Source organism: Halomonas sp. CH40 (assembly GCA_041875495.1).
Taxonomy (GTDB): domain Bacteria; phylum Pseudomonadota; class Gammaproteobacteria; order Pseudomonadales; family Halomonadaceae; genus Vreelandella.
The window spans coordinates 486596-499408 of sequence record CP112982.1; the positions used below are offsets into that span (position 1 = coordinate 486596).

Consider the following 12813-nt stretch of genomic DNA (forward strand, 5'->3'; position numbering starts at 1 on the left):
TATTTACAGTAGGTGTCAATCAAAAGGCGACCCATGTTTGTTAACCGCGTTGAACGCATCACCATTCGCCCCGGCCATGCTAATCATGCGGCATGCCGTCGGCTGTGTGTGGCAACGCGAAAAGTGGCCAATGCCACGTTGTATCACATGCGACAGGCACTCTTTGCCGAGGCGCCGATCAGTGCTAGTCAAGCTGACAAAATCCTCAAGCGTGAGCATAAGGACGTGTATGGACTCCTCCTCTATTGCAAGCACTTTGTTTGGTCGCGACTAAGGTACGACTGCCTACGTGTATTCGGTCTCTCTAATGATGCCGTTTTTTAGCATCAGACCCTAATGGGCTATCCGCGCACTGGTTCCCAATCGTTTACACGAGCTCGTGGCTCCATGTCCTTTAGGGGTTTCCCCGTGCCGGTTCGACCTGTTCGCCATCAATCAAAATGCCATGCAATCGCGGTGTGGAAGATCTCCAACAAAATTTTCGATACCGACTATTTCGAAGACGTGTCTATCTTCAACTAACTCACTTAAACGCCGACACTCGCCGCAGCAAGATTTTCGTCATAAGCTGTTTCATTACGTACCAGCGCCCAGGCAATCCGAGCCGTTTTATTGGCCAGGGCTACCGTTGCGACATTAATATGTTTTCGAGACGTCAGACCTTTAAGCCAATGACTCAGGCCGTCGTCCCTGCGATCTACCTGTCGCAACACGGCGCGTGCTCCGTGGACGAGCAGTTTGCGTAGATAGCTGTCACCGCGTTTGCTGATGCCTAAAAGACGGTCTCGTCCGCCCGTGCTGTGTTGTCGAGGTGTCAATCCTAGAGAGGCGGCAAAATCACGCCCTTTCTTGAATGCCTGGCCGTCTCCCAGCGCACCGGATAGCGCACTGGCCGTGAGTGGCCCAACCCCTCGCAATGTCATTAAACGCCGTGCGACGGGATCTTGTTTCACGCTTTCAACAATGCTCTCGTCGAGTGCTGTGATGCGGTCATCCAAGTGCCGAAGGTCGTCAGCCAAACCGTTAAGCAAAATGCGAAAGCTATCAGTTAGGCCGTTCTCTGCATCTTCCAGCCATCGAGGTAATGCTCGGCGCAGTTGCTGAATGCCAACAGGCGCGATAATCCCATATTCACCTACCAGTCCCCGAATCTGGTTGGCTTTAGCGGTGCGTTGCCCTACCAACTCTTCACGGATGCGATGTGCTGCCTGAACATCTTGCTGGGCAACAGTCTTGGGAGCAACAAAGCGCATATTGGGGCGGCTCATCGCTTCGCAGATGGCCTCTGCATCCACCCGATCATTCTTATTGCTTTTCACATACGGTTTGACGAACTGAGCGGCAATCAACCGGACGTTGTAACCCCGTTTCTGAAGCTCCCGTGCCCAATGATGAGATGAAGCACAAGCTTCCATGCCAATCGTTGCACCGGTGGGTACACGCTTGACGATGGCGTCCAACCACTTGCTCCGAGCATATTTACCACGCCACTGAACCTGGTCATGACGATCTACGCCGTGGACATGAAAAACCGACTTTGCAATATCAACACCGACGCGGATAATGTTCATCTGGGCTTCTCCTCATCTTCATGATGATTGATGGTTTCACCTACCATTTTCATTTTGGCACGTAGATGCCGGTTAGGTGAGGAGGAGTCCATCCCATTGTTTATAGCCTACTGCCTTCAGCGGGTGCTCAGCGCACCACACAGCTGGTTGGCGATAGCTGGAAAAGCTGGGTCAAGGCCAAGGCAGATTATGCCCGCCATCCTGAAAAATACCGCGCGCCGCCTAAAATCCCCGGCTATGGCAAAGGCGCTCGAACCTATGTCGTCAACCGTAATGGCTATAAAATCGTCAACGGTATGATCCATCTTAGCGGTGCCAAGGCGTTCGGTTTTCAGCCCGTTAAGACGAGTGGATCAGCGATCACCTTCGAGCCGGTAAGGGCGTTGTGGACACGCCCATGACCATCACGCATATCGATACGCGGTTGTCATTAGAAGCTTGCCAACGCGCAAGCGAAACCACCTCTAACGGCGTAGCCGCTTAGGGGTGGTAGTTCATACTCGCTTACTTACTGAGACGATTACTTATTAAGCTGATTACTTGGCAAGCTGATTATTTGGCAAGATAGGCACCCAGCATCCAGACGGTTTTTTCCTGCTCGCGAATGTAATCGCCTGCCTGGGCAGCGGTGCCTTCATCGTCGGCATCCGAGGCTAGTGCCAGTACTTCACGCTGCAGTTCAATCAGCGTCTGGTAACCGGTGAGCACGCCTTTAACGCAGGTCTGGCCGTCGCTGACGTTCTTGTCTTCCTTGATGCTGGAAAGCTTCAGGTAATCAGAGTAGGCATGAACCGGCTGATGCCCGAGGGTCAGGATGCGCTCGGCTACCTCATCAACCTTGGTTAACAGATCGGTGTACAGCTCTTCGAATTTGTCATGCAGTTGAAAAAACTCGCTGCCCTTGACGTTCCAGTGATAGCCACGCACGTTCATGTAAAAAACCTGGTAGTTGGCCAGCAGGTCGTTGAGTTTTTCAGCTAGCTGGCTGGCGTTACCGGAATGTAGGCCAATGCTGTTGATATCTGTCATGGTATCTCCTTGGTCGCTTTATTAAGCAATGACGACAATTGAGCGTAAAAGCTGTCTTATGCTTATAACATCTTTACATGCTGGTGTATCAATGGACTTTCAATGGCCTGCGACCCACAGCCGCAGCAGGCTTTCGCAGCGGTCTTCAAGTAAGGGGGCTGTACCTGCCATGGCATCGGCCAAGCTCATGGGGCCATCCGCCAGGGCAAAGGCGGCAGTCACGCCCTGTTGATAGGCCGCCTGCCAGCCGTCACCCAGGCTGCCTGCCAGCACGATGACTGGTTTGCCTGCCTGTTTTGCCGCACGTGCGACCCCGATAGGGGTTTTGCCCGCCATGCTTTGGCCGTCCAGGCGACCTTCACCGGTCACCACCAGGTCGGCCCAGGCCAGGTGCTCAGCCATGCCGGCCTGATCCATGATCAGTTCAATGCCGGGCTTTAACGTGGCGCCGAGAAAGGCGCGTGCAGCGAATCCCATGCCACCGGCTGCGCCAGCGCCTGGCAGGGTGCGGAGGTCGTTCCCCAGGTGCTCAGCGCTGATGTCCGCAAAGCGGGCCAGCGCCTTGTCGAGTACCTCAACCTGATCTGGGCTGGCACCTTTCTGGGGGCCGAAAATGGCACTGGCTCCCTGTGGCCCCAGCAAGGGGTTGTCGACATCCACAGCGGCATCGACCGTGAGACTCGTAAGGCGCTTATCCAGGCCGTTCAGATCAAGGGTCGCAAGCCCTGCAAGGGCCGCGCCGCCTGGGGGGAGCGGTTCACCCTGGGCATCCAGCAGCCTGCCACCCAGGGCGCAGAGCATACCGGCGCCTGCGTCATTGGTGGCGCTGCCACCAAGCAGCAGCAGGGCATGTTCCGCGCCCTGGTCAAGCGCCGCCAGCAGCAGCTCGCCAACCCCATAGGTGGAGGTGATACGGGCATCCCGCTCCGCGAGCTTGAGCTGCTGAAGGCCACTGGCTTCTGCCAGCTCAATGTAGGCGGTGCGCTGAGCCTCCAGCCATCCCCAGGTGGCATTAACAGGGCGACCCAGGGCATCCTGAACCTGAGTGTTCATACGTTTGGCATCGGTGGCAGCAATCAGCGCCTCAAGGCTGCCTTCGCCGCCATCGGCCATCGGGCAACAGATAATATCCGTGTGTGGAACGGCTTTGCGGGCGCCCCGGGCCATGGCCTCGGCCGCCTGTTCTGCGCTGAGGGCTTCCTTGTAGCTGTCCGGGCAGAATAGGATATGCATAAGATTCCCTTATCAATAAGGTCGCTGTTGTAATGGCTTGTCGTGTTCGCAAGTAACGCACATGATACCCAGATGGGTAATTGGAATAAGTATTCAAAATGAGCACTCAGGTAAGATAGTGCGATTGCCAGACGTTTTAAAACAAGGTTTTTCAAATGTATTGGAAAATAAAGCAACTTCTTTGGGCGACGATGGTTGTCAGCATCTTGCTGTTAGGGTCACCGGTAGCGCTGGCTCATCCGCATGGTTGGATTGATTTGAGTATCAAGGTGATCAGTGATGAGCAGGGCAGAGTGACCGCGCTTGAACAACGCTGGCGCATGGACCCTTTTTATAGTCTGGTAGTGATGGAAGAGTTGGGCCAGGTGGAAGGGGCCAGGATGGAGCAAGGCTTGGCAGAGTTGGGGCGCGAGATTCGCGATAACCTGGCTCTCATGGATTACTTTACTGAGATACACCTTGATGGCAACGCGATTGATACAGGTGACGTCAGCGAATACACCACCCGTGTCAGCGATGGTCGGCTGGTGTTCATGTTTCGCCTGCCGCTCATCGAGCCGCAGCCAATAGCAGATGCTCAGCTGGCCTATCAGGTATTTGACCCTACCTATTACCTTGAGATGGTACATGAGGCAGATACTCAGCAGCGTATCAACGACGATGCCTTGACGCTGCAGCAGGAAATGCCGGAATGCGCCTTGAGCGTGAAAGCAGCAGACCCGGACCCTGAGGTGGTGATGCGTGCGGCACTGCTGGATGCTGATGAGCAGGGAGAGCCAGGACTGGGGCGCTACTTTGCTGAAACAGGCTTGGTTGATTGTCGCTAGCTATTTTCGCTGTTGACGATGAGTGATTATGGCTTTCTTGTTATAATATAACGAATGTGTCAATTGACTGTCAGGAAGCTGCCATGCCGGTAATATCTCGCTATTTTACCCTTTTCGCCGTGCTGATTGTGTGTATTGGCCTGCTTGGATACACGCTTTCAACCGATGCTTTTCAGACGCTGAGTTACCAGCTATTGGCCTGGCAGCGTGATCTGCATCGTTCTCTTACCCTGGCAATAACTGAGCTTGCTCAGGCGCCAACGGCCGCTACCTGGGGAGTGCTGTTGGGGGTGAGTTTTGGCTATGGGGTTTTTCATGCCGCAGGTCCGGGGCATGGCAAGGCAGTGCTTTCCACTTATCTTGCCTCCCACGGTGGCGGATTACACCGGGCGTTGGGGTTGTCGTTTGCGGCAGCGCTGATGCAAGGAGTGACGGCTATCCTGCTGGTGGTGGTACTGGTTTACATTCTGGGCTGGGTGACCCGGCAGGCCATGGGCAGTGTCGCAACGGTCGAACATATCAGCTTTCTGCTGGTGGCAACGCTGGGCGGCTGGCTATGTTGGCGTGCCGTCAGTCAGCTGCGGGCGGCTTATGCTCCCCGGAGTGAGTCATCCTCTGCGGGTCATGATCATGGTCATGATCCAGGGGCTCACCATCACTGCTGCCATGGCGCCCATCATATTGAGCCTGAACAGGCGCTGGACAAGCGCACCGCCCTGATGACGGTATTAGCTATCGGTATTCGCCCCTGCAGTGGTGCCGTACTGATGGTGGGCGCTGCCAGCCTGCTGGGCAATGTACTGCTGGGCATGGCGGCGGTGCTGGCGATGTCGCTGGGCACTGGTTTGACGGTCTCGATGTTGGCACTGGCGACTATTTTTGCCCGCGACTGGGCCAAGCGCAGGCTGGCAGGTCAGCAGCGCCAGCTGGGGCAACGGTTGGCCGCCTGGCTGGCCTTGGCTGGGGGCAGCGTTATTGTGGTGCTCGGGTTATCGCTGTTCGCCAGCAGCGCCACTCAACCCATAGGGTCGCCGCTGCTCAATGAACCGACGCGCAGTGCGAATCCGTTAACTGGCTAGGTCGTTAACTGATCAAGTCGTTAACTGACTCAGTTATCAGGTCAGGTTCAATCTTTCAATTTCAGCCAATAGCTGGGCTCGCACGCTGGCCTGTTGATCAGGGGTGTAGGGTTCGGCGCTACCAAGGCCCCATACCGGCCCCGGCCAGGCCGCATCGTTTTTATGGCGTACGATGATATGGACATGCAGTTGGCTGACCATATTGCCCAAAGCGGCAATATTGATCTTGTCGCCCTCAAAGGCTTCCTTCATGGCCGCTCCCAGTGCTGATGCCTCTCGCCAGAGCTGCTGCTGGCTTTCCTCATCCAGGTCGAACACTTCACTGGCGCCTGGCTGACGCGGCACCAGAATCACCCAGGTAAAACGGGTGTCATTCATCAACAGAACGCGACAAAGCGGCAGCTCAGTGACGGGGAAGGTGTCTGCCTCAAGCCGTTCATCGAGGGCGATATCGTTCATCAGAGCTCCTTGGATATCAGCTAATTCGCCATAAGCATAACAGTCTCTGGCCGTGGGTCACCACAGGCTCTATGCTGAAGGTGAACGAAGCGCTTGAGGAAGCGCTTGAGGAAGCGCTTGAGATAGTGTGAGAACCAATCACTTACTGTAGAGAGGATACTCAATGCAACCATTGATGATTAAGAAAACGCTGTTAGCAAGCGTCCTGGCACTCGTGTTGCTGGGGGCCTTGAGCGGCTGCAACACAGTATCCGGCGTGGGGCAGGATGTGCAGGAAGGTGGCCGGGTGCTGCAGGACGCGGCTGACTGACGCCGACTGGCTTCAGTCAGCGCCAGATGCTACTGCTGGGCAGCCTGATGGTCGCGGTGGGTTTGGGCTTCTTCCTGTTCGGCCTGTTTCCGCAACTTCTTGCGCAGCTCGGCTTTTTCAAAACGCAGTTTCTGCAAAGGTGTTTCCAGCGTTAGTGGAGGAACGCGGGCAGGCTTGCCCTGCTTGTCGACCGCGACCATGCTGAGGTAGCAACTGTTGGTATGGCGAATCACCTTGTCGCGGATATCCTCAGCCACCACCTTGATACCAATTTCCATCGACGAGCGCCCAACGTGATTGACGCAGGCCAGAAAGGTGACCAGCTCGCCGACATGAATAGGCTGCTTGAACAGCACCTGATCGACTGAAAGGGTCACCACATAGTGGCCGGAATAGCGGCTGGCGCAGGCGTAGGCAACCTCATCAAGTTTTTTCAGGATAGCCCCGCCGTGTACCTTGCCGCTAAAGTTGGCCATATCAGGCGTCATCAGCACTGTCATTGAAAGGTCACGCTGGCCGGGAGGTTGTGCCTCCCGTTCCGGTGTTTGCGTCGGCATCGTATGCTCCTGTTAACGCTAGAATCAGTCAGGCTAGAACCACACCAGGCCTGCGGAAATAATCGCACCGGTGATAAACAGCTGGATCAGGCAGAAGCCCATGATGTCCTTGGCTTTGAGGCCAGCGATTGCCAGCACCGGCAGTGCCCAGAAGGGTTGCAGCAGATTGGTCCAGGCATCGCCCCAGGCCACTGCCATGGCAATACGCGGAATATCAGCGCCAAGCGCCTCAGCGGCAGGCAGCATCACCGGCGCCTGAACGGCCCATTGACCGCCACCGGAGGGCACGAAAAGGTTGACAATACCTGCGCTCAGGAAAGTCCAGAAGGGCAGGGACGTTTCAGTGGCAAAAGAGACCAGCCACTCCGACATGCTGGTGGCCAGCCCCGACTGGATCATGATCGCCATGATGCCCGCGTAAAACGGAAACTGGATAACGATACCCGCGCCGCCCTTGATGGCTTCATTCAGGCTGGTCAGCAGGCTGCGGGGGGTGCGATGCAGCACAATGGCCAGAAACAGGAACAGGAAGTTCACCACGTTGAGGTTCAGACCGCCACCGCGCAGGATAAAGTGATCCAGCAGGAACAAAAGCCCCGGAATCCCCACCAGCCAGGCCAGCGTGACGCTATTTTCCAGACGCTCCGCCGGGCGGGTCATCCGCACGCGTAGTTTGTCGGTATCATCAGTGAGCCGCTTGGGGTCAACGTAGACGCTGTCTTTTTCATCCGGCAGCATCAGGCGGTTGACCAGCGGAATAGCAATGAACATGCAGGCCACGATGGCCAGGTTGAAAAAGGCGAAGATGGTGGAGCCGGTGCCAATCACGCCAATCTGGTCAGCGGTAAAATGGCCGTCAGTGGCGATGGTCAAAGGCACTGAGCCCGCCAGGCCGCCGTGCCAGACCACAAAGCCTGAATAGGCGCTGGCTACCAGCAGGCGGTAATCCACGCGGATCAGCTTGGCCAGCTCCTTGGCAAACAGCGCACCGACTACTAGGCCAAAGCCCCAGTTGATCCAGCTGGCGGCCAGGGAGACATAGGTGACCAGCAGGATGGCGCCTCCCGGGCTTTTGGCGACGCTCGCCAGCTTCTGCAGCAGACGCTTAACCGGCGGCGAGCTTGCCAGCATAAAACCGGTAACCAGCACCAGCAGCATTTGCATGGAGAAGGTCAGCAGATTCCAGAAACCGTCGCCCCACATGCGCAATACCGCCAGAGGCGTCTGGCGCTCAACGGCAATGGCGGCAACCGCTGCAATAATGGTCAGCAACAGAACGAAAATATAGGGGTCAGGCAGATAACGTTCGACCAGCTTGACAGCGGGTCGCGAAATCATCTTCAACATGGCGTGCTCGCTTCTCGTTATTGGAAGTTGGGTTCGAGGTTCAGGCGACGTTCAACGATTGTTAATAGGTTAACGTTAATCGAGTTTTGCCTGTCTTGTCCATCGCCAGTGAGGCTTCAGTCGTGCCAGCGGGTCAGCCGATAATGGCGGTAATAGCCAAGCAGCACAGCGGAGCGCACCAGGGTAAACAGAGTAAAGGCTAGCCACAGGCCATGGTTGTGCCAATCCCCAAACTGTTGGGAAAGCCACCAGGCAGGCAGGTAAACCGCCAGGCCGATAAAAATGCTGTTGCGCATTTCCTTTACCGCCGTGGTGCCGATAAACACGCCGTCCAACAGGTAGCTCCAGACGGCCAGCAGAGGCATTACCACCATCCACGGCAGGTAAACAGCCGCGGTTTCGCGCACCTCGGACAGACCTGTGAGTAAGGCAATCAGCGCATTGCCGCCCAGGGCAAAGGCCAGTGAAGCAGCCAGGGCCGTCCAGAAGGAAAAACGTGCCGCCGCCTTGATGGTGGCGGCAAAGGCCGCCCAGTCGCGTTTGCCAAAGGCACGTCCGACCAGTGACTCTGCAGCGTGGGCAAAGCCATCCAGTGCGTAGCTGACCAGCAGGATGAACTGCAGTAAAACCGCATTGGCTGCCAATATGGTATCTCCCTGGCGGGCACCTTGAGAGGTGAAAAAAGCCATGGCAAACAGCAGCCCCAGGGTGCGCACAAAAAGATGCGCATTGACATGAAATAGCGCCCGGTAAGCGCTCAAGGCGAGTAGCTGGCTTTTAAGGAAATGTCCGTCAAGCAGCTTGAGCTGACGGCTAATCAGATAAACCCCCAGCAGCAGCGCCGAATAGTCGGCCAGCACACTGGCCCAGGCCACGCCGTCTGTGGTCATCCCCAGCCCGACCACAAACCAGATATCCAGCACAATATTGACGCTGTTGGTGAGCACCAGAATCATCAGGGTAACGCGGGCATTCTGCTGGCCGAGAAACCAGCCCAGAATGGCGTAATTGGCCAGCACCGCTGGCGCTGAATAAATGCGTATTGCGGCGTATTCCCGTGCCAGCGGGGTAGCAGTTGCGCTGCCATCGAGCAGCCATAGCCCCAGGGATACCAGCGGGGTGGCGAAGACAATCAGTAAAACGCCGATGACCGCTGCCATGATCAGCGCCTGGCCCAGCAGGTTGCGCACCTCGCTGTCGCTTTCCCTACCCACCGCCTGGGCGGTCAGCCCTGTGGTGCCCATACGCAGAAACCCGAACCCCCAGTAAAGGAAGCTGAACAGGGTGGCGCCCAGGGTAACCGATGCCAGATAGCGGGAGTCCGGCAAATGGCCAACCACAGCGGTATCCACCAGCCCCAGCAGCGGGACAGTAATATTGGAAAGAATAATTGGCCACGCCAGCGCCCAGATGCGCTGGCGGGGTAGAGCAGATGAGCGGGGTGTCACGTTGGAGATCAGATCAGGTTGGGCGGTGGTCGCTTATTTATCGGTGATGCGGTGATACTTTTCCATCAGCTCATCGTGGGTCTCGCGCTTGTCGGGGTCGAGGGGGATGCAATCAACCGGGCATACCTGCTGGCACTGCGGCTCATCGTAATGGCCCACGCACTCGGTACACAGATTAGGGTCGATCACATAGATTTCCTCGCCGGGCGAGATGGCGTCGTTGGGGCATTCCGGTTCGCAGACATCGCAGTTGATGCACTCATCGGTAATCATCAGGGCCATGGGGGGGTTACCTCGCGTAGGGTCTTGCCACTGGAATTTCCAGTGGCATATACCTGAGTGTTTTACTCAACAATACACTGGTGGTCAACTATTGTAGTGCCTATACAGTGCCTGTGCGACCTGTGGATGCACCATTAGCGAGACATCTCCGCCGAGCTTGGCGATTTCACGCACGATAGTCGACGAGATATACGAATTTTCCACCGCGGGGGTGAGAAAGACACTTTCCAGCTCAGGGTTCTGGGCGCGGTTCATATTGGCCAGTTGGAGTTCATATTCGAAGTCTGACACCGCTCGCAGTCCGCGCAGGATGATAGTGGCCTTCTGCTCGTACATCATAGTGGTCAACAGCGAGGAAAAGCCGATGACCTCGACGTTATCAAGCCCTGCACACACGGTGGCAGCCAGCGTCTTGCGAGTCTCCAGCTCAAGTGTGGGGCGCTTGCCTGGGCTTTCCGCAACGGCGATGACGACCTTGTCGAACATCCGCGCGCCGCGCTCGATCAGGTCAAAGTGGCCATTGGTGATCGGGTCGAAGGTGCCTGGGTAGACGGCGATATTCATCACGATGACGCGTCCTCTGGCGATGGGTCTTCAAAAAATGGATCAGACAGTTGGCCGAAGGGGTTATCGACGTTCAACGATACGGCCTGTTGGTAGCCGGGTATCGTAATGTGGTCAGCATGAATCGCAAGCTCTGGCCCTTCCAGCACCTGCTCGCCAAACTGGTAGCGCGGCTGGTAATGGCCCAGATCCGCCTGGCTCAGATAGTGAGCAGCGGCACTGCGCACGCTGTCACGGCGTGCCTTCCAGGCGCTGACGGCGGCCTCACCGTGGCGCTGCACCAGCAGGCGCTCGGTGACGTCAGGCGACAGCACCACGCCGGTGGCGTTGTTGCCACCAAAGCCCTTGGCGTTGATAAAGGCCGCATCCGCCTTGAATGCCCGACTGGTTGACGAAAAGCTCAGGCGTTCGGCATAGACATCGTCAGCCACGGCATCCAGGGTGGGGATGCCCGGCAGCAGGCCATGGGCAAAGCTGCCCAGAGCGCTGACCAGCTGGTCACCGGCGGCAGACCCCTGTGAATGACCGACAAACGCCTTAACGGCGACGACCGGCCACTGGGTAATGCCGTTGGCGCGGGCAATTTCATCAAAGACGTGGGATTCGGTGATGCGGTTCTTGGGCGTACTGGTGCCGTGAGCGTGCAGATAGGTACGCTGTTGGAGGGCCTGTTCACCCAGGATGTTGCGCACCAGAGAGGCGGCCTTGCCCAGAGTAATATAGTTGCCGATGCCCGGCGCCGAAATCGAGCGTTTGTAGCCGTCAGCGTTGACAAACACCTCGGGCACAGCACCGAGAATATCGGCGCCGGTTTCCAGCGCCAGGCCATCATCCATCAACATGACGAACTGGCTGGATTCCGCCATGGTAAACCCGCAGTTACGTGCGAAGGGACGGCAGGCGCGCTGGTAATCGGCGTCGCTGAGCAGGCTGATGGCGTCCAGCGCCTTGAGGCTTTCATCGTCGGCCAGGGCGCCCATGGCGCGGAAGCCTTCGATGATCTCCGGCGTGATCGGCGCATCAGCAGTGCCGACCATGACCACCCGCCGCCGTCCGGCGCGAATATCGTCGATGCCCAGGCGCAGGTTGTAAAGAAAGCTGGCGCAGGCGCCAAGCGCTGCCCCTGTGCCGCCTACGCTGCCCAGCACATAGGCATTGAGGAAGTCAGCCGGCATCTGGCCATAGCCAAGCGGCATCTGTTTGGAGGTGGCGCGCTGGCCGCTGACCAGGCTCTTCAGTAATCCGCCCCAGCCTTGCTCATCCAGCTGGCCAATGGAATTGCCGGCATAAACCGCAATCTGGTCAGGGTCCAGCTGCTGGCGCAGGCTTTCCCACTCAAAACCGCTGGCACCCAGGCAGTCGCTGGCGCTGAAGATGGCCATGGAAAGCCCGCGGGGGTGATGCACGCTACGGTACAGGGCGGCCGGGTCAAAGCCGCTGGGTAGCTGGCCTGCTGCGCAGACGCGGGGCATTTGCCTGTCCGGCAGCAGCACGTTGAGATCACCTGCAGGAACGCTGACTTCAACGCGCCTTGAGTCTAGCTCGCGCACCTGCCAATAGGCAGGCAGGTGTTCGGGCAGCTCGCGGCGTCGGAGTTCGAAGCGCAAGGGAGCATCCAGTGTCATCGATGCGCGACGGTTGGCAGGCATCCCGGGCGCATTGAAGCGCGGGTCTTCGTTGCGGCGGATCAAGGTGTGGCGAAGCACAGCGTCGCGCAGTTCAGCATCCGGCATCGGCGTGCCATCAGCCGATGTATCAAGACGCATCAAGGCTGCCAGGCTGTGCAGTGTCTGACGTTGCTGTTCGGCTGGGAGTGCATCAAGTACGGTGCGGCGAAAGGCCTGATGGCCCGAGGTTCTGCCGGCGGGATTGATGCCGCCCATGCCGACAATCACCGGTAAGTGTGACAAGCCGGGGTCCTCGTGGTGCGGTAGTGGTTAAGGCGTCATTACAGACGTCATTACATGTGTCATTAAATACATTGTTAAGATGTGACCAGAATATGCCAGCAGACACAGCGTTTTGTCGGTGACTGCTGTATAAACTTGGTCATTGACTGGGGAGTGATCATAGCACCGGGCATGCAATGGCGTCATGCTGGAACCCC

At 57.2% G+C, this 12813-nt stretch carries 13 protein-coding genes; 3 read left to right on the forward strand and 10 right to left on the reverse strand.

The features are described 5' to 3' along the window. Positions 1–527: 527 nt before the first annotated feature. From OR573_02330 to OR573_02340, 3 genes are all read right to left on the reverse strand, one after another. A complete protein-coding gene (locus tag OR573_02330) occupies positions 528–1571 on the reverse strand; it encodes an IS110 family transposase (protein XGA80521.1) in 1044 nt (347 codons plus the stop codon). Positions 1572–2123: 552 nt separating this feature from the next. Then, positions 2124–2600: a DNA starvation/stationary phase protection protein gene (locus tag OR573_02335; protein ID XGA80522.1), complete on the reverse strand. Its 477-nt coding sequence runs from the start codon at positions 2598–2600 to the stop codon at positions 2124–2126. 99 nt (positions 2601–2699) lie between these two features. Next, positions 2700–3833 (reverse strand): glycerate kinase, encoded by a 1134-nt coding sequence (locus OR573_02340; GenBank protein ID XGA80523.1) that lies wholly within the window; start codon positions 3831–3833, stop codon positions 2700–2702. A gap of 191 nt (positions 3834–4024) precedes the next feature. On the opposite strand from OR573_02340, the gene OR573_02345 reads away from it, so the two are divergent. Together OR573_02345 and OR573_02350 are read left to right on the forward strand one after the other, a co-directional pair. After that, positions 4025–4660 carry a DUF1007 family protein gene (locus OR573_02345; protein XGA80524.1) on the forward strand — a complete coding sequence of 212 codons (636 nt, stop codon included), beginning with the start codon at positions 4025–4027 and terminating at the stop codon, positions 4658–4660. Between the two features lie 83 nt (positions 4661–4743). After that, positions 4744–5739 carry a nickel/cobalt transporter gene (locus OR573_02350; GenBank protein XGA80525.1) on the forward strand — a complete coding sequence of 332 codons (996 nt, stop codon included), beginning with the start codon at positions 4744–4746 and terminating at the stop codon, positions 5737–5739. 36 nt (positions 5740–5775) lie between these two features. On the opposite strand, the gene OR573_02355 is transcribed toward OR573_02350, so the two are convergent. Further along, positions 5776–6198 (reverse strand): HIT domain-containing protein, encoded by a 423-nt coding sequence (locus OR573_02355; GenBank protein XGA80526.1) that lies wholly within the window; start codon positions 6196–6198, stop codon positions 5776–5778. A gap of 178 nt (positions 6199–6376) precedes the next feature. Between OR573_02355 and OR573_02360 the strand changes: the two genes are divergently transcribed. Beyond that, positions 6377–6508 carry an entericidin A/B family lipoprotein gene (locus OR573_02360; protein XGA81645.1) on the forward strand — a complete coding sequence of 44 codons (132 nt, stop codon included), beginning with the start codon at positions 6377–6379 and terminating at the stop codon, positions 6506–6508. Positions 6509–6537: 29 nt separating this feature from the next. On the opposite strand, the gene OR573_02365 is transcribed toward OR573_02360, so the two are convergent. The 6 genes from OR573_02365 to OR573_02390 form a co-directional block, all read right to left on the reverse strand. Continuing rightward, complete coding sequence (locus tag OR573_02365; GenBank protein ID XGA80527.1) at positions 6538–7065, reverse strand: acyl-CoA thioesterase; 528 nt, start codon at positions 7063–7065, stop codon at positions 6538–6540. 33 nt (positions 7066–7098) lie between these two features. Then, positions 7099–8412: a short-chain fatty acid transporter gene (locus OR573_02370; protein XGA80528.1), complete on the reverse strand. Its 1314-nt coding sequence runs from the start codon at positions 8410–8412 to the stop codon at positions 7099–7101. A 116-nt stretch (positions 8413–8528) separates the two neighbouring features. Then, positions 8529–9860: an MATE family efflux transporter gene (locus OR573_02375; protein XGA80529.1), complete on the reverse strand. Its 1332-nt coding sequence runs from the start codon at positions 9858–9860 to the stop codon at positions 8529–8531. Between the two features lie 33 nt (positions 9861–9893). Then, positions 9894–10142, reverse strand: a complete 249-nt coding sequence (locus OR573_02380) for a YfhL family 4Fe-4S dicluster ferredoxin (GenBank protein XGA80530.1) — start codon at positions 10140–10142, stop codon at positions 9894–9896. A gap of 84 nt (positions 10143–10226) precedes the next feature. Then, positions 10227–10706: a pantetheine-phosphate adenylyltransferase gene (coaD, locus tag OR573_02385; GenBank protein ID XGA81646.1), complete on the reverse strand. Its 480-nt coding sequence runs from the start codon at positions 10704–10706 to the stop codon at positions 10227–10229. Continuing rightward, positions 10706–12616 carry a beta-ketoacyl synthase gene (locus OR573_02390; GenBank protein XGA80531.1) on the reverse strand — a complete coding sequence of 637 codons (1911 nt, stop codon included), beginning with the start codon at positions 12614–12616 and terminating at the stop codon, positions 10706–10708. Before OR573_02390 ends, coaD begins: the two co-directional genes overlap by 1 nt. Between the last annotated feature and the right edge of the window lie 197 nt (positions 12617–12813).